The sequence below is a fragment of the Pseudomonas sp. A genome (assembly GCF_056270345.1).
The window spans coordinates 205,161-228,658 of record NZ_CM149873.1; the positions used below are offsets into that span (position 1 = coordinate 205,161).

General features: G+C 65.3%; 18 protein-coding genes and 1 tRNA gene. 6 read left to right on the forward strand and 13 right to left on the reverse strand.

Annotated elements, in window-relative coordinates:
* Window positions 1-28 precede the first annotated feature (28 nt).
* Complete coding sequence (locus AC0MAZ_RS00900) at window positions 29-469, forward strand: winged helix-turn-helix transcriptional regulator (protein ID WP_232856666.1); 441 nt, start codon at window positions 29-31, stop codon at window positions 467-469.
* Window positions 470-625: 156 nt separating this feature from the next.
* Here the strand turns inward: AC0MAZ_RS00900 and AC0MAZ_RS00905 are convergent, their stop codons facing one another.
* Both AC0MAZ_RS00905 and AC0MAZ_RS00910 read right to left on the reverse strand, forming a co-directional pair.
* Window positions 626-1,558, reverse strand: coding sequence for an NAD-dependent epimerase/dehydratase family protein (locus AC0MAZ_RS00905; protein WP_475859847.1), 933 nt, complete (start codon window positions 1,556-1,558; stop codon window positions 626-628).
* Window positions 1,551-2,435 (reverse strand): sugar nucleotide-binding protein, encoded by an 885-nt coding sequence (locus AC0MAZ_RS00910; protein ID WP_028690262.1) that lies wholly within the window; start codon window positions 2,433-2,435, stop codon window positions 1,551-1,553. The genes AC0MAZ_RS00905 and AC0MAZ_RS00910 overlap by 8 nt, the downstream gene beginning before the upstream one ends.
* A 181-nt stretch (window positions 2,436-2,616) precedes the next feature.
* On the opposite strand from AC0MAZ_RS00910, the gene AC0MAZ_RS00915 reads away from it, so the two are divergent.
* Window positions 2,617-3,456 carry an alpha/beta hydrolase gene (locus AC0MAZ_RS00915; protein ID WP_203650041.1) on the forward strand — a complete coding sequence of 280 codons (840 nt, stop codon included), beginning with the start codon at window positions 2,617-2,619 and terminating at the stop codon, window positions 3,454-3,456.
* 203 nt (window positions 3,457-3,659) lie between these two features.
* Here AC0MAZ_RS00915 and AC0MAZ_RS00920 read toward each other — a convergent pair whose 3' ends face one another.
* On the reverse strand, window positions 3,660-4,472 hold the full coding sequence (locus AC0MAZ_RS00920; RefSeq protein WP_203652580.1) for a helix-turn-helix domain-containing protein: 813 nt from the start codon (window positions 4,470-4,472) through the stop codon (window positions 3,660-3,662).
* Window positions 4,473-4,653: 181 nt separating this feature from the next.
* Here AC0MAZ_RS00920 and AC0MAZ_RS00925 point away from each other — a divergent pair, with 181 nt between their 5' ends.
* A complete protein-coding gene (locus tag AC0MAZ_RS00925) occupies window positions 4,654-6,096 on the forward strand; it encodes an alanine/glycine:cation symporter family protein (protein WP_050703570.1) in 1,443 nt (480 codons plus the stop codon).
* 218 nt (window positions 6,097-6,314) lie between these two features.
* Window positions 6,315-7,304 (forward strand): asparaginase, encoded by a 990-nt coding sequence (locus tag AC0MAZ_RS00930; RefSeq protein ID WP_234560559.1) that lies wholly within the window; start codon window positions 6,315-6,317, stop codon window positions 7,302-7,304.
* A 107-nt stretch (window positions 7,305-7,411) separates the two neighbouring features.
* Here AC0MAZ_RS00930 and AC0MAZ_RS00935 read toward each other — a convergent pair.
* The 8 genes from AC0MAZ_RS00935 to AC0MAZ_RS00970 form a co-directional block, all read right to left on the reverse strand.
* Window positions 7,412-7,507, reverse strand: a tRNA-Sec gene (locus AC0MAZ_RS00935).
* 6 nt (window positions 7,508-7,513) lie between these two features.
* Window positions 7,514-9,436 carry a selenocysteine-specific translation elongation factor gene (selB, locus tag AC0MAZ_RS00940; RefSeq protein WP_475859848.1) on the reverse strand — a complete coding sequence of 641 codons (1,923 nt, stop codon included), beginning with the start codon at window positions 9,434-9,436 and terminating at the stop codon, window positions 7,514-7,516.
* Window positions 9,433-10,860, reverse strand: a complete 1,428-nt coding sequence (gene selA, locus AC0MAZ_RS00945; protein WP_475859850.1) for an L-seryl-tRNA(Sec) selenium transferase — start codon at window positions 10,858-10,860, stop codon at window positions 9,433-9,435. Before selA ends, selB begins: the two co-directional genes overlap by 4 nt.
* A 153-nt stretch (window positions 10,861-11,013) precedes the next feature.
* Window positions 11,014-11,934 (reverse strand): formate dehydrogenase accessory protein FdhE, encoded by a 921-nt coding sequence (fdhE, locus tag AC0MAZ_RS00950; protein ID WP_475859851.1) that lies wholly within the window; start codon window positions 11,932-11,934, stop codon window positions 11,014-11,016.
* A 4-nt stretch (window positions 11,935-11,938) separates the two neighbouring features.
* Window positions 11,939-12,595 (reverse strand): formate dehydrogenase subunit gamma, encoded by a 657-nt coding sequence (locus AC0MAZ_RS00955; RefSeq protein WP_203650023.1) that lies wholly within the window; start codon window positions 12,593-12,595, stop codon window positions 11,939-11,941.
* The gene (fdxH, locus tag AC0MAZ_RS00960; protein WP_475859853.1) at window positions 12,592-13,542 is read right to left on the reverse strand and encodes a formate dehydrogenase subunit beta; all 951 of its coding nucleotides are present in this window, start codon (window positions 13,540-13,542) and stop codon (window positions 12,592-12,594) included. Before fdxH ends, AC0MAZ_RS00955 begins: the two co-directional genes overlap by 4 nt.
* Window positions 13,542-16,610 carry a formate dehydrogenase-N subunit alpha gene (fdnG, locus tag AC0MAZ_RS00965; RefSeq protein WP_475859854.1) on the reverse strand — a complete coding sequence of 1,023 codons (3,069 nt, stop codon included), beginning with the start codon at window positions 16,608-16,610 and terminating at the stop codon, window positions 13,542-13,544. Before fdnG ends, fdxH begins: the two co-directional genes overlap by 1 nt.
* Window positions 16,611-16,763: 153 nt before the next feature.
* Window positions 16,764-17,633: an EamA family transporter gene (locus tag AC0MAZ_RS00970; RefSeq protein ID WP_475859856.1), complete on the reverse strand. Its 870-nt coding sequence runs from the start codon at window positions 17,631-17,633 to the stop codon at window positions 16,764-16,766.
* Between the two features lie 193 nt (window positions 17,634-17,826).
* Between AC0MAZ_RS00970 and AC0MAZ_RS00975 the strand changes: the two genes are divergently transcribed.
* On the forward strand, window positions 17,827-18,324 hold the full coding sequence (locus tag AC0MAZ_RS00975; RefSeq protein WP_475859858.1) for a GlcG/HbpS family heme-binding protein: 498 nt from the start codon (window positions 17,827-17,829) through the stop codon (window positions 18,322-18,324).
* Between the two features lie 127 nt (window positions 18,325-18,451).
* On the opposite strand, the gene AC0MAZ_RS00980 is transcribed toward AC0MAZ_RS00975, so the two are convergent.
* Window positions 18,452-19,000 (reverse strand): single-stranded DNA-binding protein, encoded by a 549-nt coding sequence (locus AC0MAZ_RS00980; RefSeq protein ID WP_203650014.1) that lies wholly within the window; start codon window positions 18,998-19,000, stop codon window positions 18,452-18,454.
* A 9-nt stretch (window positions 19,001-19,009) separates the two neighbouring features.
* Window positions 19,010-20,404, reverse strand: coding sequence for an MFS transporter (locus tag AC0MAZ_RS00985; protein WP_203650012.1), 1,395 nt, complete (start codon window positions 20,402-20,404; stop codon window positions 19,010-19,012).
* Window positions 20,405-20,533: 129 nt separating this feature from the next.
* On the opposite strand from AC0MAZ_RS00985, the gene uvrA reads away from it, so the two are divergent.
* A complete protein-coding gene (gene uvrA, locus AC0MAZ_RS00990) occupies window positions 20,534-23,368 on the forward strand; it encodes an excinuclease ABC subunit UvrA (RefSeq protein WP_254464850.1) in 2,835 nt (944 codons plus the stop codon).
* Window positions 23,369-23,498 lie beyond the last annotated feature (130 nt).

Here is a 23,498-nt window from a genome sequence, read left to right on the forward strand (position 1 = left end):
AACCAGACAGACATTCAAGGATCGCGCCATGCTCGACGAGAACAACCAGCAATGCCCCGTGGCCCGCGCCTTGGAAGTGCTCGGCGACCGCTGGGCGCTGATGATCCTGCGCGATGCCTTCGATGGCCTGCGCCGTTTCAGCGAGTTCCAGAAAAACCTGGGGCTGGCGAAGAACATCCTCGCTTCGCGCTTGAAGCTGCTGGTGGAGGCGGAACTGCTGGTGCAGCAGCCGGCCTCGGATGGCAGTGCCTACAAGGAATATGTGCTGACCGAACGGGGACGCTCGGTGTTTCCGATCGTGATCGGCTTGCGCCAGTGGGGGGAGCGCTACCTGTTCACAGCGGGGGAGTCACGCTCGCAGCTGGTCGATGATCGTGGCCAAGGGCTGGAGACGCTGCAGGTGCGGGCCCGGGATGGGCGGGAGGTGGCGCCGGAGGATTGCCGGCGGCGGGTGGTCCGGCATTCGTGATGCCTGCTCCACCTGCCCTGCACGATCCCTGTAGGAGCGGCCTTGTGCCGCGAAAGGGCGCGTAGCGGCCTCGGGATCCCAGCATCATTCGATATCGCTGGGGGCTGCTTTGCAGCCCTTTCGCGGCACAAGGCCGCTCCTACATGCAATAGAGATTCAGGCCTTGCCGAGCAACCGCGCCAGCCCCTCGACGAACGGCGTCGGCTCAGGGAACGCGAAACGCGCCAGCAAGCGCGCATTGTCCGCCCGCGAATGGCGGATATCGCCCGAGCGGGCCTGACCGTAGCTGACCGCCGGCAAACCGCCCACCACCTGCTCCAGCGCCCTGAGCAGCTGGTTCAGCGAAGTCGCCTGGTTCAGGCCGATATTCACCGCGCCCTCTTCCACCTCCGGCTGTTCAAGCGCCTGCACCATCACCTGGACCAGATCGCCGACGAACAGGAAGTCGCGGGTCTGCTCGCCATCACCGAACACGGTGATCGGCGCACCCCGGGTGGCGCGCTCGCAGAAGATGCTGATCACCCCCGAATACGGCGAGGAAGGATCCTGGCGCGGCCCGAAGATATTGAAGAAGCGGAACACCACCGGCTCCAGCCCATGCTGGCGGCGGTAGAAGTCCAGGTACTGCTCGCTCGCCAGCTTGTCCACCGCATAGGGGGTCAACGGTGCCTTGGGCGTGTCCTCGGCAATCGACTGGCCCTCGCCATTGTTGCCGTACACCGCCGCACTGGAGGCGAACAATACGCGACGGATGCCGTTCAGGCGCATCGCCTCGCAGACGTTGAGCGTGCCGATGAAATTGCTCTGGTGGGTCTTCACCGGGTTTTCCACCGAGGCCTGCACCGAGGCCACCGCAGCCAGGTGCACCACTGCCTGGCAACCATTGGCGGCACGGGCCACCAGGGCGGCGTCGGCGACATCGCCTTCGAGCAGCTCCAGGCGCGGATGGCCGAGCTGCAGGTTGCTGCGCTTGCCGGTCGACAGGTCGTCGAGGATACGCACCGCGTAGCCTTTCTCCAGCAACGCATCGCACAGGTGGGAGCCAATAAAGCCGGCACCGCCGGTGATCAGGATGGGGGCGTCAGCCATGTCGGTAGAATCGGTCCAGTAGGGGCGGCAAGCCGGCGCGCCAGGCGCGGGGCTTGATGCCGAAGGTGTGAAGGATCTTCTTGCAGGCCAGCACCGCGTGCTGCGGTTCCTCGCTGGCATCCGGGCGGGCGGCGTGGGCCTGGGCGGTCGGCGCCTGCACGGCCAGCTTGCGCCACTGGGTGGCCTCGGTGAGGATCGCCTGGCCCAGCACCAGCGGCGTGGTGGCCTCGTTGCCAGCATAGTGGTAGGTGCCCCACAGCGGCGCCTGGCAATCGAGCTGCTTGAGCACCGAAAGGATCACCCGCGCGGCATCATCCACTGGCGTCGGGTTGCCGCGCCGGTCATCGGCCAGCAGCAGTTCCTGGGGCTGTTCGGCGCGGGTCAGGAAGCGCCCGAGCGCGCCGTCGATGCTTTCGTCAAGCAGCCAACCGAAGCGCAGCAGCACATGCTGTGGACAGGTGGCGCGCACGCTCTGCTCGATGCGCCAGAGCGCCTGGCCGCGCAGGCCGAGCGGCACCGGCTCGTCCTTCTCGCTGTAGGCAGTGGCGCGCGAGCCGTCAAACACACGGTAGCTGGACGGTTGCACAAGGATCATCTCGTGGTGCTGGCACAGCTCGGCGAGTCGCTCCACCGCCCGCTCCTGCTGGGCCAGGCGTTGCTCGCTGACGGACTCGGCCTGGAACCAGTCGAAATAATAGGCCAGGTTGACCACGGCGTGCGGACGTTGCTCGTCGAGCAGCAGGGTCAGGCTGGCCGGATCCCAGCCGTTTTCCGGCGGGCGAGGCGCCAGGAAGGCGATGTCTTCCTCGGCCCCGAGACGAATCAGCGCTTGCCCGAGGGCATTGCCACCACCCAACAGCATCAGGCGCATACGCATAGAGTCAACAGGTCCGGTCTGGTCGATGGAGGAAAGGGTTCATTTTGCTGTTTCCGGCAGGGGAAGTCCAACCCAGGCAAGGCCTGGCGCGCGCCGCATACCGATTGGCACCGGTCGGGGCGGTATTCCGCCTTTGCCGACAGCTACTTATACTGCGCCAGGCCTGTTCAAGGAGATCAACATGGATGCCGAACTGAACACTGCACAACGCGCCAGCTGGCAATTCGACGAGCCCGCGCCCGGCCCGGAGCGGTTCATCGACGAGGATTTCGATGACTATCGCCAGCAGGCGCGCCTGCTGCTGCCAGACGCCGAACGTGCCCCCACGGTCTTCGTGGTCGGCGGCGCACGCTCCGACTTCACCCGCCTCAACCCGTTGCTCTACCGTCTCCAGCAGCAGGGCATCGGCTCGCTGACCGGCAACCTCTCCGGCCATAGCCTGGCCAGCGAGCCCGGGGCGAAGGACGCCTCGCTGGCCAGCAACCTGCAGGAGGCCCTGCGCTTTCACCGGCATCTGGACGCGCGCAGCGACACCCTGGTCGGCCATAGTCTGGGCGCCGCCATCGCCCTGAAGCTGGCCGCCCAGCGCCCCAGCGTGCGCAAGCTGGTGCTGATCTGCCCGGCGGTCTACCCCGACGCGGCCCATGCCGCGCCCTTCGGGCCGGCCTTCAGCGAGGCCATCCGCAAACCTTTTGCCTTCCTTGACTGCGACAGCTATGCCTTTCTGCGCCAGTTCCAGGGCCGAGTGCTGCTGGTGATCGGCGAGTACGACGGGCTCAACTCCAGGGTCCACGGCCAGGGGCCCGGCACCTCGGCCGGTACCCGGCGGCTGGCGGGCGTCGAGCGCTACAGCCCGATTCCCGAGGAGGTCACCCACGCCTTGCTGCGCTCGGTGCCGGCGCCCCATGTGGAATGCCTGATGCTCACCGACTGCGACCACGGCATCGCCGCGCACCTGCGCGACCGGCCCGAGGTGGCGGACCAGGTGGCCGATGCGGTGGCGGCGTTCATTCTCGACTAGTCCTGCGGGCGCCCATCGCGGGGCAAGCCCGCTTTTCATGGATCTGCACATGAATTACTGATTTAGCAGGGACCTGTGGGAGCGGCTTTAGCCGCGAACACCGGCGAAGCCGGTGCCATACACCGCGTCGCTTGCTTCGCGGCTAAAGCCGCTCCCACAGGATGCGCGCTGGCCGCGCAATCATGGCTCCCTGTGCGACATGGCTATTCGATCTCGAACAACCCGTTGCTGACCATCCCCGCGCTCAGCCGGTCACGGATGTCGTCGTCGATGCGCGGATCGTCCGGGCGGTACAGCTTGATCTGCCGGAAGGCGTTGATGCGATTGATCTCCTCGCCCAGGTATTCCCACACCACCCGGGTGCACGCCGGATTGCGCCGGTCACCGCTGGAGACCCCGGTCTTGAGGCCGTTCAGGCGGCTGATGCGGCTCTTGAAGCTGGGAATGAGGACGGTCTGGCTCATCTCGTTGAGGGTGAGCGACTCGTAGTCGATCAGGAACATCCGGTCCTGCAGCTGGAACGCCGCGCCGAGGTAGCGACAACGCACCTCGGCGTGCTGGTCCAGGCCGCTGCTGCGCTCCTGGCGTTCCTGGCGCTCGAACAAAAAGCTGCCGCGCTCCTCCCACAGGTGCACCAGCGACACCAGGATCGAGCCCGGCACCGACATGCAGTTGGAGTATTCGAAGTAATAGCCGCAATAGCGCGACAGGTTGCCGGCTTCTTTATGCAGCGGCTTGAACAGTTCGCTGATCGGGTCGTCCTGGAAGCCGACCCGCTGATCCTGGTTGCGTGCGCCGATCAAGCGGGCGAACTGCTCGGGCGGCAGACCCAGCTCGTAATCCTCGACGCCGAAGAAGTCGCCGATGCGCTTGAGGTTGTAGGCCGTCGGGCGGCTCTGGCCGCTCAGGTACTTGTTGAACTGCGCGCGATTGATCGACAGCTGCCGGCAAACCTCGGAGATAGAGCGGTAGTGACTGCAGGCCAATTTGAGGTTGATAGCGAAGTGATCGCCCATGATGCGCGGGTCCGGATGATGCGGGTGACGCCATTCTAGCATCAAGTCGCACCAAAATGGAGCAACCCGCGAAATTGTAACCACAGTTGTCATAGCCAACCATGCGCCCCCAATGAAAAGCGGTGCGCCTGCCGCCCGCTGGTCTTTCCACGCGAAGAATAAGAATCGAGGTCATTTCCCAATGCTCGAAGCACTCAACGATTTCCTTTCGGGGAAGCTTCTCATCGTGCTGATTGTCGGTCTCGGCAGTTACTTCACGATCCGCTCGCGGTTCGTCCAGTTCCGCCATTTCGGCCATATGTTCGGTGTCTTCAAGGAATCCCTTCGCGGCCAGGCAGGCCAACTGAGCTCGTTCCAGGCCCTGATGCTGAGCCTGGCCGGTCGCGTCGGCGCCGGTAACATCGCCGGTGTCGGTATCGCCGTGACCCTCGGCGGCCCAGGCGCCGTGTTCTGGATGTGGGTCACTGCGCTGGTGGGTATGTCCAGCAGCTTCTTCGAATGCACCCTGGCCCAGGTCTACAAGCGCGCCGACGGCGACGGCCTGTACCGCGGCGGCCCGGCGTACTACATCCAGCACGGCCTGAAGCTGAAAAGCATGGCGATCGTGTTCTCGATCCTGCTGCTGGTCACCTACGGCTTCGCCTTCATCGGCCTGCAGTCGTACACCGTGACCCACTCGCTGCAGAACGCCTTTGCCTTCGATCCGAAGCACACCGGTATCGTCCTGGCAGCCCTACTGGCCCTGACCTTCATCGGCGGTATCAAGCGCATCGCCGCGGTGTCCGATCTGCTGGTACCGGTCAAGACCCTGGCCTACATCGGCGTGACCCTGTACGTGATCGGCACCCAGATCGAACACGTCCCGGCCATGCTGGAAACCATCTTCAAGAGCGCCTTCGGCCTCGACCCTGCGTTCGCTGGCCTGCTGGGCAGCGCCATCGTCATGGGCGTGAAGCGTGGCGTGTTCGCCAACGAAGCAGGCCTGGGCAGCGCGCCGAACGTCGCCGCCGTGGCCGCCGTGAAACACCCTGGCGCCCAGGGCGTGGTCCAGGCCTTCAGCGTGTTCCTCGACACCTTCGTGATCTGCACCTGCACCGCGCTGCTGATCCTGCTGTCGGGCTTCTACACCCCGGGCTTCGAAGGTGACGGCATCGTCCTGACCCAGAACTCGCTGGCCGCCGTGGTCGGTGACTGGGGCCGCGTGTTCGTCAGCGTCGCGCTGTCGCTGTTCGTCTTCACCTGCATTCTCTACAACTACTACCTGGGCGAGAACAGCCTGCAGTTCCTCAGCCGCAACCGCGCCGTGCTGATGACCTTCCGCGGCCTGGTGCTGGCGCTGGTGGTGTGGGGTTCGACGCAGGACCTGTCGACCGTGTTCGCCTTCGCCGACATCACCATGACCTGCCTGGCGTTCGTCAACCTGATCGCCCTGGCCATGCTGTTCAAGGTCGGCCTGCGCGTCATGCGCGACTACGACGCACAGCGCAAGGCCGGTATCAAGCAGCCGGTGTTCGACTCCAGCAAGTTCACCGACCTGGACCTGGACCGTGCCGCCTGGCCGGCCAATCCGCAGGCTGAAACAGCCACTGACAAAGCCGCCGTTCAGGCGCACGCTCAGCGCTGATATTCTCCCCTGCCCCAGCCGCCCCGTTCGTGGGCGGCTGACTCTTCTTTCGCGCGGCTTCATACGAAAAGTCGCCGAGCGGCGATCAGGCAAGGCGAAAACAGGCGAGGAAGCGGAGTTGACGGGTTGTCAATGAGCATTCCGAGCCTGTTTTCAACGCAGCCTGATCGTCGCGCAGGCACTTTTCGTACGAAGCCACATCGCTACGGAATGCTCCCATGCGTCCAGTCAAGAATCTTCTCGTCCTTTACACCGGTGGCACCATCGGCATGCTGCAGACCGCCGAAGGCCTCGCGCCGGCCGGTGGCTTCGAAGCGCGCATGCGTGACCACTTCGCCAGCTGCGGCGATGCGCCGAAGGTGCACTGGTCGCTGCGTGAGCTGAACCCGCTGATCGACAGCGCCAACATGCAACAGGCCAACTGGCTGGCGATGCGCGACGCCATCGTCGAGGCGGTCGAGCGTGACGGCCACGATGGCGTGCTGGTGCTGCATGGCACCGATACTTTGGCCTACAGCGCCGCGGCCCTGTCGTTCCTGCTGCTGGGTTTGCCGGCGCCGGTGCTGTTGACCGGTTCCATGCTGCCGGCCGGCGCGCCGGACAGCGATGCCTGGGCCAACCTTGTCGGAGCCCTGAACCTGTTCGAAAACGGCCTGGAGGACGGCGTGCAGCTGTACTTCCACGGTCAGTTGCTGCACGGCTGCCGCGCTTCGAAGCTGCGCAGCGAGGCGTTCGACGCCTTCACCGTGCTGCCCCGCCACCGTGACGGCGAGCGCGCTCCAGAACTGCCGGCCCGCCTGGACTATCGCCAGCCGCGCCAGACGGTCAAGCTGGCGGTCATGCCGGTGTTCCCGGGCCTGGCTGCCGAGCACCTGCGTGGTTTGTTCGACAGCGGTATCCAGGGGCTGGTGCTGGAGTGCTATGGCAGTGGTACCGGGCCGTCCGACGACCAGGCGCTGCTCGATGTCCTGCATGACGCCCGTCAGGGCGGGGTGATGATTGTCGCCATCAGCCAGTGTCCGGAAGGTTCGGTGGTGTTCGACACCTATGCCGCTGGCAGCCGGCTGCGTGACACCGGACTTGTCAGTGGCGGTGGCATGACCCGCGAGGCTGCGCTGGGCAAGCTGTTTGCGCTGCTGGGCGCGGGGCTGGATGTGCAGGCGGCGGAGCATTGGTTCGCGCTGGACCTGTGCGGCGAGCGCGCCTGACCTGTAGATCTTCCGTTCGCCATCGCGGGGCAAGCCCGCTCCCACAAGCCTGCCCAGGGCATCGTGGGAGCGGGCTTGCCCCGCGATCGTTTCAGCATCTGGAAAAGTGGCGGAAGGCAGCGGGAGTCGAACCTGCCCGGGAACGGCTGCCGTCCCCAACCGGGTTTGAAGCCCGGCCGCGCCACCGGGCGCGATTGCCTTCCTTGAAATCAGGGCCCGCGTTGCAACTGGGCCAGGGCGCTGTCGACGCGGATATGCCGCTGGTCGCCGACCCGCCGGGTCAGGCCAACGCGGTCGAAGTACTCGAGTATCTGCACACTGCGCTTGCGACCGATGCCCAACATATCGCGAAACGCCGCAACCTGCACTATCGGCGATGCCTCGGCCTGCTGCAACAACAGCTCTGCCATGCGCCTTAGCGTCACCTCCGGGTAGAACAGGTCACGCACCACCTGGTGCAACAGGCCCAGGCGGGCGAGCTTGCGCAGCAGCAGGCGCACCTCGGCCTCCTCGCAGCGCTCCTCGGCAGCCAGCGTACGCACCCAGGGCGGATCGAACTCACCCGCCAGCAAGCGCGGCAGCAAGCGCTCCCACAGTGCAGTATCGGCTTCGCTCAACTGAACCTTGTGCCCAGGCAGATGCAGCCACGGACCACTGCTGCTGATCCCCCCTTCGCCCAGCAGCTCATCCAGCAGGCTGACAAACGCCGGACGCTCCAGCGGCATCGCTGTAAAACGGCGCAGGCGGTCGCGGTCCGGGCCGAGCTGGTCGGGCTCCTGCTCGTGGAACTGCGCCAGCCGCGCCAGTACCTGCTGCTTGAGTGAATGCCACTGCTGGCGTGAGAACAGCAACTGGCCCTGGCGGGTGGCGATTACCTGCACATCCTCCGGCAACTGCCAGGTCTCGCGCAGACGGTTGAACTGGCGCTCGAGCCGCTGCGGATCGAGCCCGCCCGGTGCAGTTTCGAGCAACGCCGGCAAGGCCTGCTCCAGTTCAGAGGCATCACGCAGTACCTGCAGCTGGCGCAGGCGCGCCTCGCTGCGTCGCTGTCGGCTCGGCGCAAAGGGATCGAGCACGCGGCCACCGCCGAGGGTGCGCTGGGCGCGCTGGTCGCGCAGCACCAGCCGATCGCCATGCACCGCCTGCAACGGCGCGTTGAGCAGCAACTGGGCGAACATGCGCTGGCCGGCGCCGAGCCGTTCACCCTCCAACAACGCAACACGGGCCGTGACATCCTGGGTCCCCAGGTGCACATGCACCGCGCTGAAATGCTCGAACGTCCGGGTCTCGCCCGGCAGCAAGGTGAAATCGATATCGACCCGCACGCTCGGTGCATGCAGCCACTGCGGCACCAGCCAGTCGCCCCGGTGCACCTGCTCTGCCGCCAGCCGTTCAGCGCTGATGTTCAACGCGACCCGCTGCCCGGCCTCGGCCACCAGCGCCGCCTGGTTCTGCGCATGCAGGCCACGCACCCGCACCGGCTTGCCGGCCTTGCCCAGCAACAGCGTGTCACCGGCACTGACCTGCCCGGCCAGGGCCGTCCCGGTGACCACCACGCCCGCCCCGGACACCGCGAAGGCGCGGTCCACGGCCAGGCGGAATCCACCCCGCACACTGCGTCGACGCACCTGGGCCTCGGCGGCCAGCAACGCTTCGCGCAAAGCGTCGATCCCCTCGCCACTCAGGCTCGACACCGGGAACTGCGCTACCCCGGCATATGGCCCGGGCGCCAGCAACGCCGTGACCTGCGCCTGGACTTCGGCCAACCGCTGCGGCTCGACCCGATCGCACTTGCTGATGACCACCAGCGCCTGGGGAATGCCCAGCAACTCGATGATCGACAGATGCTCGCGGGTCTGTGGCATCACCCCGTCGTCGGCGGCGACCACCAGCAGCACCAGATCGATGCCATGGGCGCCGGCGAGCATGTTGTGGATAAAACGCTCATGGCCGGGCACATCGATGAAACCCGTCAGCGGAGCACCTTCGGCCAGCGCGGCATAGCGGTAGCCGAGGTCGATGGTCATGCCCCGGGCACGCTCCTCCTGGCGCGTGTCGCCGGCCTGGCCGGTCAGGGCCTGGAGCAGCGCGGTCTTGCCGTGATCGATGTGGCCGGCGGTACCGACGATCACTGCACCGGCCCCAGTTGCAACCTCGGCAGCTGCGCCAGCCACTGGGCCTCGTCGTCCAGCTGGCGCAGGTCGAGCCACAGGGCATCGTCGTCGATGCGGCCCAGTACCGGAACCTGCAGGTCGCGCAGCGCCCGCTCCAGTACATGCAGGCTGCGCCCGCGCAGTTTCTTCGACACCAGTGGACGCAGGCACAAGGCCGCGCTGGGCAGGCGCGCCACGGGCTGGCTGCCGCTGCCGATCATGCCCAGGGCTGGTTCGACGCTGACTGCCCATTGCGCCCCCAGCCGCGCGGCCAGTTCAGGCGCCAGGCGCTCGGCCTGGGCGGCAATTTCGGGCTGGGGCCGGGTGAGCAGGCGCAGGCTCGGCAGGCGCTCGGCCAGGCGGTCCGGATTGCGGTACAGCGCCAGCACCGCTTCGAGCGCCGCGAGGGTGATCTTGTCCACCCGCAGGGCACGCTTGAGCGGGTTCTTCTTGATCTTCGCGATCAGCTCCTTGCGCCCGACGATGATCCCCGCCTGCGGCCCGCCGAGCAGCTTGTCGCCACTGAAAGTGACGATGTCGGCCCCATCGGTCAGGGCCTGACGCACGGTCGGCTCGGCCGGCAGGCCCCAGCGGGTCAGGTCGAGCAGGCTGCCGCTGCCCAGGTCTTCGAGCAGCGGCAGCTCATGTGCATGGGCAATGCGCGCCAGTTCCGCGGTGGGCACCTGGGTAGTGAAACCCTGGATGCTGTAGTTGCTGCAGTGCACACGCATCAGCAGCCCCGTGCGCGGGTTGATCGCGCCTTCGTAGTCGCGGGCGTGGGTGCGGTTGGTGGTGCCGATCTCGTGCAGCTTCACGCCGGCGCGGGCCATGATGTCGGGTATGCGGAAGGCGCCGCCGATCTCGATCAGCTCGCCACGGGAGATGATGCCTTCCTTGCGTGCGCCCAGGCTGTTGAGCGCCAGCAGCACGGCGGCGGCGTTGTTGTTGACCACGGTGACGGCCTCGGCGCCGGTCAGTTCGCGGATCAGGCCTTCGATCAGGTCGTCGCGGTCGCCGCGCTTGCCGGTGTTGAGGTCGAACTCCAGGTTCAGCGGGTAGCGGGCGGCGGTCTGCATGGCGTCGACCGCTTCCTCGGGCAGCAAGGCCCGGCCGAGGTTGGTGTGCAGCACCGTGCCGGTGAGGTTGAACACCCGACGTACCTGGCTGCGTTGCTGGATGGCCAGGCGTTCGCCGGCTCGGCCCAGGAGGACTTCGGCGGTCAGTTCGGTGGCACTCAGTTGGCCGAGGCGAGCAGGCTCGCGCAGGTCGTCGAGCAGTTGGCGCAAAGTTGCCAACACCGCATCGCGGCCATGGCGATCGATCAGGGGCGCGCAGACCAGGTGGCGCAGCAGGGTGTCGATGGAGGGCAGGCGTGGGGTGTCGCTGGCGAGGGTTGAAGACATTCAGGTACTACCTTGAACTGATCCGTTGTCCTTTCTGGCCCATTCGCGGGTAAACCCGCTCCCACAGGTACAGCACCGGCCATGATGCCAGCGCACTTCCTGTGGGAGCGGGTTTACCCGCGAAAAGGGCGACTCGGTAATGCAGTGTAGACACTACCCCGGCGCCAGCAGCAGATTCGGCGCCAGCCGCTGGAAGCCCTCCTCGTCCAGGCGCATGTCCAGCGCCAGGCTCGCCAGGTCATCGGCCAACGGCTCGGCCGCAGCGTCGTTCTCCAGGTAGCACTGCTTGAGGTAGTTCTGGCACCCCGGGCAGCACTCGGCACGCAGCGGCGCCTTGCCTGGCGCGTGGCGGTCATCCTCGAGGTTGCTGTAGCGCAGGTCCTTGCTCGACTCGCAGTACACGCACTTGACCCGCACAATATGCCATTCGCAGGCACACAGCGAGCAGGCCAGGTAGCGCAGGCCATTGTGCTTGCCGCGATTGCGCACCACCCCGGCCATCGCCGGCGAGCCGCAGGCCGGGCACTGGGCCAGGCTGCCGGCGGGTTTGAGCTCAGGCGCAGGCAAGGCCAGCAGCCAGCTGGACCACGCCGCCTGCAACGCGGCGCCGATAAAGGGCACCAGCGCCGCCGGTACCGCGTCGTACTGGCCGCCGAGCAGGGCGATGCCCCAGCCTTTGCGTTGCGCCTCATCGCTGCCGCGCAACGTCCCCAGCGCGTCCGCCAGCGGCCCATCAGGCTCCGCGGCGAAATGCTCGAGCAACGCCTGCAACCAGACCAGCCACGGCCCTTCACGTACCAGGCTGTCGGCCGTCAGCGGCGGCAGGCCATGACTTATGCACAGGCGCTGGCGCTCTTCGGCCACTGGCACCCCAGCAGGTGGGTTATCCACAAGCAGCTGCTGAATCCGGCATAGCCGGGCCATCAACCGCAGGTAGTCGCTTAGGGCGTTGCCCTCGGCCAGCTGCTCAAGCCGGTTGGCGCGCACCTCGAAGAGGTTGGCGGCGGGCAGGTGCAGGAACGGCGGCATCACTGCCGACGCTTCGATCTGCCCGGGTTCGAGAATCGTGCTCAAACGGTCATCCTTCTTTTCCACCGTGGTTGTGTGGCGTCTTGTCGCCGGTCACGTCCCGGTACCACAGTTCATGGTGCTTGCGTGCCCAGGCGCGGCTGACCCAGCCATGCAGCATGGCGCCGATCGAGCCCTTGATCCAGATCCCGGCATAGATATGCACGATGATGCTGAGGATCAGCACGAACGCCGCCAGGGCATGCAGCAGCGCGGACAGGCGAATGACGTCGATGCCGAACCAATGGCTGAAGTACGCGCGCCAGATCACCACGCCGCTGACCAGCAGCACCAGCATGCAGGCCAGCAAGGTCCAGAACAGCAGCTTCTGCCCGGCGTTGTACTTGCCGATCGGCGGCACGCCCTCTTCCTTGTTGAGCATCACCCGGTCGATGCGGCGCAGCCACAGGCGGTCGTTGGCGGTGATGAAGTTGGCGCGCCAGAAGCGCAGCACCAGCCCGAGGAAGAACACGAACATGGCCACGCCGATGAACGGATGGAGGATCCGCGTCCATGGCCCGCCGCCGAACAGGTGGCTGAGCCAGAACAGCGCCGGGTGGAACAGCGCCAGCCCCGAGAGGCCGGCCAGCACGAACAGGATCGCTACGACCCAGTGGTTGCTCCGCTCGTTGGCGTTGTAGCGCAGGATAGGCTTGTTGTCGTTCATGGCCGCTGCTCCCCCTGCCCGCCCGGGCGGTTCGGATCATAGACATGCACCGCCGGGTCCACCTGGTGGACAGTGTCATCCACAGGTGTCTGATGCTCGTCCTCCTCGACCCGCTGCGGCCCCACGCGCACATAGTGGAAGAACCCGGCCAGTACCGCCGCGCCCATGGCCAGCAACGCCAGCGGCTTGCTGAAGCCCTTCCACAGCCCCACCAGCGGGCTGATCACAGGCTGGTCCGGCAGGCCGGCGTAGATTCGCGGCGTGTCGACGTGGTGCAGCACATACATCACATGGGTGCCACCGACCCCGTCCGGATCGTACAGCCCGGCGTTCTCGTACCCCCGCGACTTCAGGTCGACGATGCGCTCGTCGGCATGCACCTTCATCTCCTCCTTGCTGCCGAAGACGATCGCCCCGGTCGGGCAGGTCTTCACGCAGGCCGGCTCCAGGCCCACGCTCACGCGGTCGGAACACAGGGTGCACTTGTAGGCCTTGTGATCCTTCTGCGAGATGCGCGGGATGTTGAACGGGCAGCCGGTGATGCAGTAGCCGCAACCGATGCAATGGTCCTGGTTGAAGTCGACGATACCGTTGGCGTGCTTGATGATCGCCCCCGGGCTCGGGCAGGCCTTCAGGCAACCTGGCTCGGCACAGTGCATGCAGCCGTCCTTGCGGATCAGCCACTCCAGGTTGCCGTCGTCGCGCTCGTGCTCGGTGAAGCGCATCAGGGTCCAGGTCTCGGCGCTGAGGTCCTGGGGATTGTCGTAGGTGCCGTGGTTGTGGCCAACCTCGTCACGCAGTTCGTTCCACTCCGAGCACGCCACCTGGCAGGCCTTGCAGCCGATGCACTTGGTGGTGTCGATCAGCTTGGCGACTTCCTGCTGCTGGCGTACCGAGGGCGGTACGGTGGTGGTGGCCGAGCGGGCGATGATATCTTGGCTGGCCATCAGAGTTTCTCCACTTTGACGAGGAACGACTTGGACTCCGGCGTCTGCGTGTTGCCGTCACCGAGGAACGGCACCAGGGTATTGGTCAGGTAGCCATGCCGGGTGGCACCGGTGAAGCCCCAGTGCAACGGGATACCGATCTGATGCACGGTCTGGTTGTTGACCTGCAGCGGACGGATCCGCTTGGTCACCACTGCCACCGCATCGATATGCCCGCGCTTGCTCGACACCCGCACCCGGTCGCCGGCCTTGATGCCCTTCTCGTTCGCCAGCACCTCGCCGATCTCGACGAACTGCTCGGGCTGGGCGATGGCGTTGAGCCGGCAATGCTTGCTCCAGAAGTGGAAATGCTCGGTCAGCCGGTAGGTGGTCGCCGCATGGGGGAACTCGTCGTGGGTGCCGAGGGTGTCCCACACCGAATCGAAGATCCGCCCGGCCGGGTTGCTGGTGGCCTTCTTGTTCTGCGGGTGCAGCGGGTTGATGCCGATCGGCGTCTCGAACGGCTCGTAGTGCTCGGGGAACGGCCCCTCGGCCATCTTGTCGATGGCGAAGAACCGCGCCACGCCCTCGGGGTTCATGATGAACGGGTTCATCCCCGCTTCCGGTGGCGAGTCGACCTTGAAGTCCGGCACGTCGGTGCCGGTCCAGGCCTTGCCGTTCCACCACACCAGGCGCTTCTTCTCCGGGTCCCACGGCTTGCCTTGCGGGTCGCTGGAGGCACGGTTGTAGAGGATGCGCCGGTTGGCCGGCCAGGCCCAGGCCCAGTTCTGCACCTGGTGCATGCCGTACGGGTCGCTGTTGTCGCGCCGGGCCATCTGGTTGCCCTGCTCGGTCCAGCTGCCGGCGAAGATCCAGCAGCCGGACGCGGTGCTGCCGTCGTCCTTCATCTGGGCGAAGCCGGCCAGCTGCTGGCCGGCCTTGAGCGTGGCACCGGTGGCGTCGGTGAGGTCGCTGACCGCCCAGCCGTTCATCTCCTTGGCCAACTCCTCGGGCGAAGGCTCTTCAGGCACCTTGTACGGCCAACTGATGTTGAGCATCGGGTCGGGGTAGGCGCCGCCTTCGGCCTGATAGCGCTTGCGCAGGCGCAGGAACAGCTCGCTCATGATGCGCACGTCGGTACGGGTCTCGCCCGGACCGTCGGCGCCTTTCCAGTGCCACTGCAGCCAGCGGCTGCTGTTGACCAGCGAGCCGTCCTCCTCGGCGAAGCAGGTGGTGGGCAGGCGGATCACCTCGGTCTGGATGTTGGCGGTGTCGACGTCGTTGAACGGGCCGGCGTTGCGCCAGAACTCCGAGGTCTCGGTGGCCAGCGGGTCCATGATCACCAGCCACTTGAGCTTGGCCAGGGCCGCGGTGACGCGGTTCTTGTCCGGCAGCGCGGCGATCGGGTTGAAGCCCTGGCACATGTAGCCGTTGACCTTGCCCTGGCCCATCATCTCGAACATGCGCAGCACGTCGTAGGCCGGCACGTCGAGCTTGGGCAGCCAGTCGTAGCCCCAGTTGTTGGCGGCGGTGGCGTTAGCGCCGTACCAGGCCTTCATCAGGCTGACGTGGAACTTGCCGTAGTTCTGCCAGTACGACAGCTGCCCCGGGCGCAGCGGTTTGGAGGCGCGCTTGTCGATGTAGGCGGTGTAGTCCTGCTCGGCATCACCGGCCAGGGTCAGGTAACCCGGCAGCGAGTTCGACAGCAGCCCCAGGTCAGTCAGGCCCTGGATGTTGGAGTGACCGCGCAGGGCGTTGACCCCGCCACCCGGCATGCCGACGTTGCCCAGCAGCAACTGCACCATGGCCGCGCTTCGGATGATCTGCGCGCCGATGGAGTGCTGGGTCCAGCCCAAGGCGTAGAGAATCGTCATGGTCTTGCCCGGCACCGAGCAGGTGGCGATCTCTTCCCAGATCTTCATCATCTGGTCCTGGGGCATGCCGCAGGTCATGCTCGCCAGCTCCGGCGTGTAGCGGCTGTAGTGCTGCTTCATCAGCTGGTAGACGCAACGCGGGTGCTGCAGGGTCGGATCGACCTTGGCGAAACCGTCCTCGCCCAGCTCGTAGCCCCAGCCGGACTTGTCGGCGTACACGCGCTTGGCCGCGTCGTAGCCGCTGAACAGCCCGTCCTCGAAGCCATAGTTCTCTTTGACGATGAACGACACGTCGGTGTAGTTGCGCACGTACTCGTGCTGGATCTTGTCGTTGCTCAGCAGGTAATTGATCAGCCCACCCATGAAGGCGATATCGCTGCCTGTACGGATCGGCGCGTAGTAATCGGCCACCGAGGCGGTACGGGTAAACCGCGGGTCGACCACGATCAGCCGCGCCTTGTTGTGCGCCTTGGCTTCGGTCACCCACTTGAAGCCGCACGGGTGCGCTTCAGCGGCGTTGCCGCCCATCACCAGGACCAGGTTTGCGTTGGCGATGTCAGACCAGTGATTGGTCATCGCGCCACGGCCATACGTCGGGGCAAGACTTGCCACCGTCGGGCCGTGTCAGACACGCGCCTGGTTATCGAACCCCAGCATGCCCAGCGAACGGATCACCTTGTGCGTCATGTAACCCGCTTCGCTGGAAGCGGCGGACGCGGCGAGAAAGCCCGTGGTGAGCCAGCGGTTGACCGTCTGGCCCTGGGCATTCTTCTCGATGAAGTTGGCGTCGCGGTCCTGTTTCATCAGGTCGGCGACACGATCGAGGGCTTCGTCCCAGTCGATACGGGTCCACTCGTTGCTGCCCGGCTTGCGCACCTCGGGGTACTTGAGGCGGCTGGGGCTGTGGATAAAGTCCAGCAGGCCAGCGCCTTTCGGGCACAGGGTGCCGCGGTTGACCGGATGGTCCGCGTCGCCCTCAATGTGGATGATGTTCTGTTTGACGTTCTTGCCCGCGTCACCCTGGCTGTACATGATCAGGCCGCAGCCGACCGAGCAGTAAGGACAGGTGTTACGGGTTTCTTTGGTGTGCGCCAGCTTGAAGTGGCGCACCTGCTCGGCGAACGCGGGTGTCGGGGCCATGCCCAACGCCGCGAGGCTCGAGCCTCCAAGGCCGACGGCGGCGACCTTGAAGAATTGCCGACGGTTGAGATCCATCGTGCACTCCTGATCAGGTTCTCGGGCGCGCGGGACTTGGCCGGCGCCTCAGGGACTTCACGGTGGCGGTGGACAGAGACCGCCAACTGTTAAGCCTAGTCAAGAATCTGCAAAGCGCGATGATCTGGATCAGGCTCAGGGCATTTCACCGCTTCATCCATACAGATGCAGGAGGACAGCGCCCACCAACACCAGGATCACCCCGACGACCTGCAGCAGGGACAGGCGCTCGCGGTAGAACAGGAAGCCGAGAATCGCGGCAATGCCTCCCGACAAGGTACTGATCACCGTGACGACCGCAATCGAGCCATGCAATGCACCCCAGGAAAACGCCGAGAAACCTCCCAGGTTGAAAAGGCTGGCACCACACAAGGTGCCCCAGGTCTTGAGCCTGACCGTAACCTGGTCTCGAAACATTCGCAGCGCTTCAGGCAGCAGGAACAACACCCCTACTCCGTAGCCCAGCGCCAGCATATTTACCGGCCCCAGCACTGGCAGTGCGTACTTGCCCTGGACCCAGAAGCTGACGCCATACAGCAGCGCCGCCAGCAGGGCGAAGCCGACCGACAGACGACCGCCCGCATGCGCTTGCCCACTGCCGCCCTTTGCCTCACGGCTGGCCAGGACCACACCCAGAAAGCAGGTCAGCAACCCGAAGATCTGCCAGGTACCCAGCGTCTCACCGCCCAGCCAGGCCAGCAGCGTGGTGAACACACCATAGGAAGTCACCAGCGGTGCAACCACCGAGGTCTTGCCGATCGCGAACGCCTTCGAAAGTGCCAACGCGCCGCTCAGGGTACATAGCGCCGCCAGGCAGGCGAGCAGCAGCACGCTCGCCGGAGCCGCGACCATCTTGATGAGTTGCTGGGAAGATACGGCAATGATGAGCCCCATCAACAACAGGCCCAACAACTGTCCGAAGAATACCGCCCGCCTTACGCCGACCGCCCGGGCATTCATGCCGACCAGAAAGTCGGTGGCTCCCCAGAGTACGGCAGCCAGCAGTCCCATGAGCACATCCATGTCTCGGTTCCTGAATGGAAGGAGCGTGACGATAGCCATCGTCACTTCCAAAGTTCAAGCCACATGGCGGCATTCAAGAACAGCACTACGTCGGCAATTGCGAGCTCCTACGTCGCTATCGGAAACGGACTACGTCGCGAAATATCCTGTGCCTGTTAGGTTAACGGGCCACACATGGACGAGGCTCACGGGCATGAACATCAAGTACCTTTTGACCACACTCTTGATTGGCACTTCGGTATTCCTTCAACCCACCGTAGCGGCGACGGCAGACAATGCTCATATGCCTCCCACCGCCCTGCAGATCACAACCGAGCGCGCGCGGGCCATGGCCGATGCCGCAGAACGAGCCGCCCGTGCCCAAGGCTTTGCCATCGTCATCAGCATCGTCGACAACCACGGCAACCTGAAGTACTTCCAGCGCATGGATGGCACCAGTAGCGGCAGCATCCAGGTTGCGCAGCTCAAGGCCGAGACATCCGCCCGTTTCCCGCTGTCGTCCCGCTCGCTCGGAGAGCGCAGCGCCGCGCTGCCCGCCAACCCCTATGCCTCGCTACCCGGCTTCACCCTGCTGGAAGGCGGGCTGCCGATCATGGATGTGAACGGCAAACACATCGGCGGTATCGGCATCAGCGGAGCGACACCGGAACTGGACGCCCAGTTTGCCAGGGCGGCACTCGAAGAAGGTTGAACCCGAACGGTGCCGAAATTGGACCAGCGGTCTTCCAGGCAAAAAAGAAACCCGCTTCAGGCATGAAGCGGGTTTCTTGTTTCAGCTCCGTTTTCGCGGGAGGCACCCATGGCGCCTCCTGGAAGTATCAGAACGGAATATCGTCGTCGAAGCTATCGAAGTCAGCGGCTGGCTGCGGAGCCGGCTGTTGCGGCGCCGGGCGCTGTGGTGCCTGCTGCGGACGCGGGGCCTGCTGACGAGGAGCCTGGTTGTACTGTTGCTGCTGGCCACCCTGGTTGTAGTTGTTACCACCACCCTGGTTGTATTGGTCGCCACCACCCTGCTGACCCTGCGGACGACCGCCGAGCAACTGCATGGTGCCGTTGATGTCGACGATGATCTCGGTGGTGTAGCGCTTGATACCGTCCTTTTCCCACTCGCGGGTCTGCAGCTTGCCTTCGATGTAGCACTGCGAACCCTTGCGCAGGTACTCGCCGGCAATCTCGGCAACCTTGCCGAACAGCGACACACGGTGCCACTCGGTACGCTCGACCTTCTGGCCCGACTGCTTGTCGGTCCACTGCTCGCTGGTGGCCAGGCTCAGGTTGGTCACGGCGTTACCGTTGGGCAGGTAGCGGACTTCGGGATCCTGACCGCAGGTACCGACCAGAATGACTTTGTTAACCCCACGGGCCATAACGTTCTCCTAGGCTTCGCACGCCGCAGAGGCTGGGTTCACCAGACGCTCGAGGGTCGCACGGTCCAAAATTTTCGTATCCAGTTTGATATAGATGGCGGCTTCTTCTGCCACCACCACGGCGTCGGTCACACCCGGCACGGCCATCAGGCGCTCGGTCAGCCCGGCTTCCCGGACCGCTTCAGGCGTCAGCGGCATGCGCAGGCTGGTCACGTACGGCGGCTCATTCATGCGCAACGCAGTGAGCAACCACAGGACGCACAACACCGCGCATCCCAGGAACACCATGCTCAAGCCACCGTGCTGGAACAACCAGCCACCGAGGATGCCTCCCAGCGCGGCGCCGAGGAACTGGCTGGTGGAGTACACCCCCATCGCCGTCCCCTTGCCACCGGCAGGTGACACCTTGCTGACCAGCGAAGGCAAGGATGCCTCCAGCAGGTTGAATGCAGTAAAGAATACCACGGTGCCGATCACCAGTCCGCGCAAGTTGTCAGCCCACTGCCAGAAGAACACCTCCACCAGCAGCAGGACACTGACCGCGCCGAGCAACACGCGTTTCATCTTGCGCTTCTTTTCCCCGTAGATGATGAAGGGGATCATTGCAAAAAATGAAACCAGCAACGCGGTCAGGTACACCCACCAGTGCTCCTCCTTGGGCAGCCCGCCGCGCTCGACGAAGGCCAGGGGCAGCGCCACGAAGCTGGCCATCAGGATCGCGTGCAGCACGAAGATGCTGATATCCAGGCGCAGAAGGTCCGGATTGCGCAGGGTCGGACCTAGAGCCTGACGGGCGACACCGGACTCGCGATGGGTCAACACATTGTGCGAATTGGGCACGACGAAGGCGATCAGGCCGATGCCGACCAGGGCAAGTCCTGCGGTGGCAAGGAACAATCCTGACAAGCCAAAGGCGCGGGTCAACAGCGGGCCGACCACCATCGCCACCGCGAACGACAGGCCGATGCTCATGCCGATCATGGCCATGGCCTTGGTCCGGTGCTGCTCGCGGGTCAGGTCGGAGAGCAACGCCATCACCGCCGCGGAAATGGCCCCCGCGCCCTGCAGGATGCGCCCGGCGATCACGCCCCAGATGGAATCGGCCTGGGCCGCCAGCACGCTGCCCAGGGCGAAGATGATCAACCCCACGTAGATCACCGGACGGCGGCCGATGCGGTCGGAAATCACCCCGAACGGAATCTGCAGCACGGCCTGGGTCAGGCCGTAGGCACCGATGGCCAGGCCGATCAGCGCAGGCGTGGCACCGGCCAGGTCCATGCCGTAGGTGGCCAGCACCGGCAGTACCATGAACATGCCCAGCATACGAAAGGCGAAGACCAGGGCCAGGCCGCTGGCGGCGCGGGTTTCGCTGCCACTCATGCGCTCGTTGTGGGTGTCGTGCATGGATTAACCTCGTGTGAACCGGCGGCGATTCTATCAGTCCGACGCCTTGGCGGCATATACGCGACGCTTTGCCGCGTAATGGCAGCGCGCCGTATACTCCTTTGTTTATGCCCGCCGAGCGAGGCCGTAGTGGACAAGATCCTGATCCGTGGGGCGCGTACCCACAACCTGAAGAACATCGACCTGACCCTGCCTCGGGACAAACTGATCGTGATCACCGGCCTGTCCGGATCCGGCAAGTCCTCGCTGGCGTTCGACACGCTGTACGCCGAAGGCCAGCGCCGTTACGTCGAATCGCTGTCGGCCTATGCCCGGCAGTTCCTGTCGATGATGGAAAAGCCCGACGTCGACACCATCGAAGGCCTGTCGCCGGCGATCTCCATCGAGCAGAAGTCGACCTCGCACAACCCGCGCTCGACCGTTGGCACCATCACCGAGATCTACGACTACCTGCGCCTGCTCTATGCCCGCGTCGGTACTCCACGCTGCCCGGACCACGATATCCCGCTGGAAGCGCAAACGATCAGCCAGATGGTCGACCTGGTGCTGGAAAAGCCCGAAGGCAGCAAGCTGATGCTGCTGGCTCCGGTGATCCGCGAGCGCAAGGGCGAGCACCTGGCGGTGTTCGACGAACTGCGCGCCCAGGGCTTCGTCCGCGCCCGGGTCAACGGCAAGCTCTACGAGCTCGACGAACTGCCCAAGCTGGATAAACAGAAGAAGCACAGCATCGATGTGGTGGTCGACCGCTTCAAGGTCCGCGCCGACCTGCAGCAGCGCCTGGCCGAATCGTTCGAGACCGCGCTCAAGCTGGCCGACGGCATCGCCCTGGTCGCGCCGATGGACGACGAGGACGGCGAGGACGTGATCTTCTCGGCGCGCTTCGCCTGCCCGGTGTGCGGCCATGCGATCAGCGAGCTGGAGCCCAAGCTGTTCTCCTTCAACAACCCGGCCGGCGCCTGCCCGACCTGTGACGGTCTGGGGGTGAAGCAGTTCTTCGACACCAAGCGCCTGGTCAACGCCGAGCTGACCCTGGCCGAAGGCGCGATACGTGGCTGGGACCGGCGCAACGTCTATTACTTCCAGATGCTCGGCTCACTCGCCGCGCACTACGGCTTCAGTCTCGAGGAACCGTTCGGCGAGCTGTCGGCCGAGCACCAGAAGGTCATCCTGCAGGGCAGCGGCAAGCAGAGCGTCGATTTCAAGTACCTCAACGACCGTGGCGACATCGTCAAGCGCTCGCACCCCTTCGAAGGCATCGTGCCCAACCTCGAGCGCCGCTACCGCGAGACCGAATCGGCCACCGTGCGCGAAGAGCTGGCCAAGTTCCTCGGCACCCAGCCCTGCCCCGACTGCCGCGGCACCCGCCTGCGCCGTGAGGCGCGGCATGTGTGGGTGGGCGAGAAGACCCTGCCGGCGGTGACCAACCTGCCGATCGGTGAAGCCAGCAACTATTTCAGCGACCTAACCCTGACCGGCCGCCGTGGCGAGATCGCGGCGAAGATCCTCAAGGAGATCTGCGAGCGCCTGCAGTTCCTGGTCAACGTCGGCCTCGATTACCTGACGCTGGACCGCAGCGCCGATACCCTGTCCGGCGGCGAGGCCCAGCGTATCCGCCTGGCCAGCCAGATCGGCGCCGGCCTGGTGGGAGTGATGTACATCCTCGATGAACCGTCCATCGGTCTTCATCAGCGGGACAACGACCGCCTGCTGGCCACCCTCAACCACCTGCGCGACCTGGGCAACACAGTGATCGTGGTCGAGCACGACGAGGACGCCATCCGTCTGGCCGACTACGTGGTGGATATCGGCCCGGGCGCTGGCGTGCATGGCGGCCAGATCGTCGCCGAGGGCTCGCCCGAGGAGGTCATGGCGCACCCCGACTCGCTGACCGGCAAATACCTGTCCGGGCGCAAGAAGATCGTCGTTCCGGCCAAGCGCACCCCGCGCAACAAGAAGCTGTCGCTCAAGCTCAAGGGCGCGCGCGGCAACAACCTGCAGAACGTTGACTTGGAGCTGCCGATCGGCCTGCTGACCTGCGTGACCGGCGTGTCCGGCTCGGGCAAGTCGACGCTGATCAACAACACCCTGTTCCCCCTCGCCGCCACCGCGCTCAACGGCGCGAGCAGCCTGGAGGCCGCGCCGCACGCCAGCGTCGATGGCCTGCAGCACCTGGACAAGGTCGTGGATATCGACCAGAGCCCGATCGGCCGCACGCCTCGGTCCAACCCGGCGACCTACACCGGCATCTTCACGCCGATCCGCGAGCTGTTCGCCGGCGTGCCGGAGTCGCGCTCCCGTGGCTACGGCCCGGGGCGCTTCTCGTTCAACGTCAAGGGCGGGCGCTGCGAGGCCTGCCAGGGTGACGGCCTGATCAAGGTGGAAATGCACTTCCTGCCGGACATCTACGTGCCCTGCGACGTGTGCAAGAGCAAGCGTTACAACCGCGAAACCCTGGAGATCAAGTACAAGGGCAAGAACATCCACGAGGTGCTGGAAATGACCATCGAGGATGCCCGCGAGTTCTTCGACGCGGTCCCGGCCCTGGCGCGCAAGCTGCAGACGCTGATGGATGTCGGCCTGTCGTACATCAAGCTGGGACAATCGGCGACCACCCTGTCGGGTGGCGAGGCGCAGCGGGTCAAGCTGTCACGCGAGCTGTCCAAGCGCGACACCGGCAAGACCCTGTATATCCTCGACGAACCGACCACCGGCCTGCACTTCGCCGATATCCAGCAACTGCTGGACGTGCTGCACCGCCTGCGTGACCACGGCAATACCGTGGTGGTGATCGAGCACAACCTGGATGTGATCAAGACTGCCGACTGGCTGGTGGACCTGGGGCCGGAGGGTGGCTCCAAGGGTGGGCAGATCATTGCCTGCGGTACGCCGGAGGAACTGGCCGAGAAGAAGCAGTCGTATACCGGGCATTACCTGAAGCCGCTGCTGGAGCGGGATCGGGCTTGAGGCATTAGGGGCGCTTTGCGCGCCTTTCGCGGCACAAGGCCGCTCCTACATTTGAACGCGTCAATCAAAAGATTACGCGATCGCCTGTAGGAGCGGCCTCGTGCCGCGAAAGGGCTGCAAGGCAGCCCCA

Bases quoted from the DNA above. Each gene is read 5' to 3' on its own strand.
- AC0MAZ_RS00900 (WP_232856666.1), top strand. From the start codon at position 29: ATGCTCGACGAGAACAACCAGCAATGCCCCGTGGCCCGCGCCTTGGAA.
- AC0MAZ_RS00905 (WP_475859847.1), bottom strand. From the start codon at position 1,558: ATGGCTGACGCCCCCATCCTGATCACCGGCGGTGCCGGCTTTATTGGC.
- AC0MAZ_RS00910 (WP_028690262.1), bottom strand. From the start codon at position 2,435: ATGCGTATGCGCCTGATGCTGTTGGGTGGTGGCAATGCCCTCGGGCAA.
- AC0MAZ_RS00915 (WP_203650041.1), top strand. From the start codon at position 2,617: ATGGATGCCGAACTGAACACTGCACAACGCGCCAGCTGGCAATTCGAC.
- AC0MAZ_RS00920 (WP_203652580.1), bottom strand. From the start codon at position 4,472: ATGGGCGATCACTTCGCTATCAACCTCAAATTGGCCTGCAGTCACTAC.
- AC0MAZ_RS00925 (WP_050703570.1), top strand. From the start codon at position 4,654: ATGCTCGAAGCACTCAACGATTTCCTTTCGGGGAAGCTTCTCATCGTG.
- AC0MAZ_RS00930 (WP_234560559.1), top strand. From the start codon at position 6,315: ATGCGTCCAGTCAAGAATCTTCTCGTCCTTTACACCGGTGGCACCATC.
- selA (WP_475859850.1), bottom strand. From the start codon at position 10,860: ATGTCTTCAACCCTCGCCAGCGACACCCCACGCCTGCCCTCCATCGAC.
- AC0MAZ_RS00955 (WP_203650023.1), bottom strand. From the start codon at position 12,595: ATGAACGACAACAAGCCTATCCTGCGCTACAACGCCAACGAGCGGAGC.
- fdxH (WP_475859853.1), bottom strand. From the start codon at position 13,542: ATGGCCAGCCAAGATATCATCGCCCGCTCGGCCACCACCACCGTACCG.
- AC0MAZ_RS00970 (WP_475859856.1), bottom strand. From the start codon at position 17,633: ATGGATGTGCTCATGGGACTGCTGGCTGCCGTACTCTGGGGAGCCACC.
- AC0MAZ_RS00975 (WP_475859858.1), top strand. From the start codon at position 17,827: ATGAACATCAAGTACCTTTTGACCACACTCTTGATTGGCACTTCGGTA.
- AC0MAZ_RS00980 (WP_203650014.1), bottom strand. From the start codon at position 19,000: ATGGCCCGTGGGGTTAACAAAGTCATTCTGGTCGGTACCTGCGGTCAG.
- AC0MAZ_RS00985 (WP_203650012.1), bottom strand. From the start codon at position 20,404: ATGCACGACACCCACAACGAGCGCATGAGTGGCAGCGAAACCCGCGCC.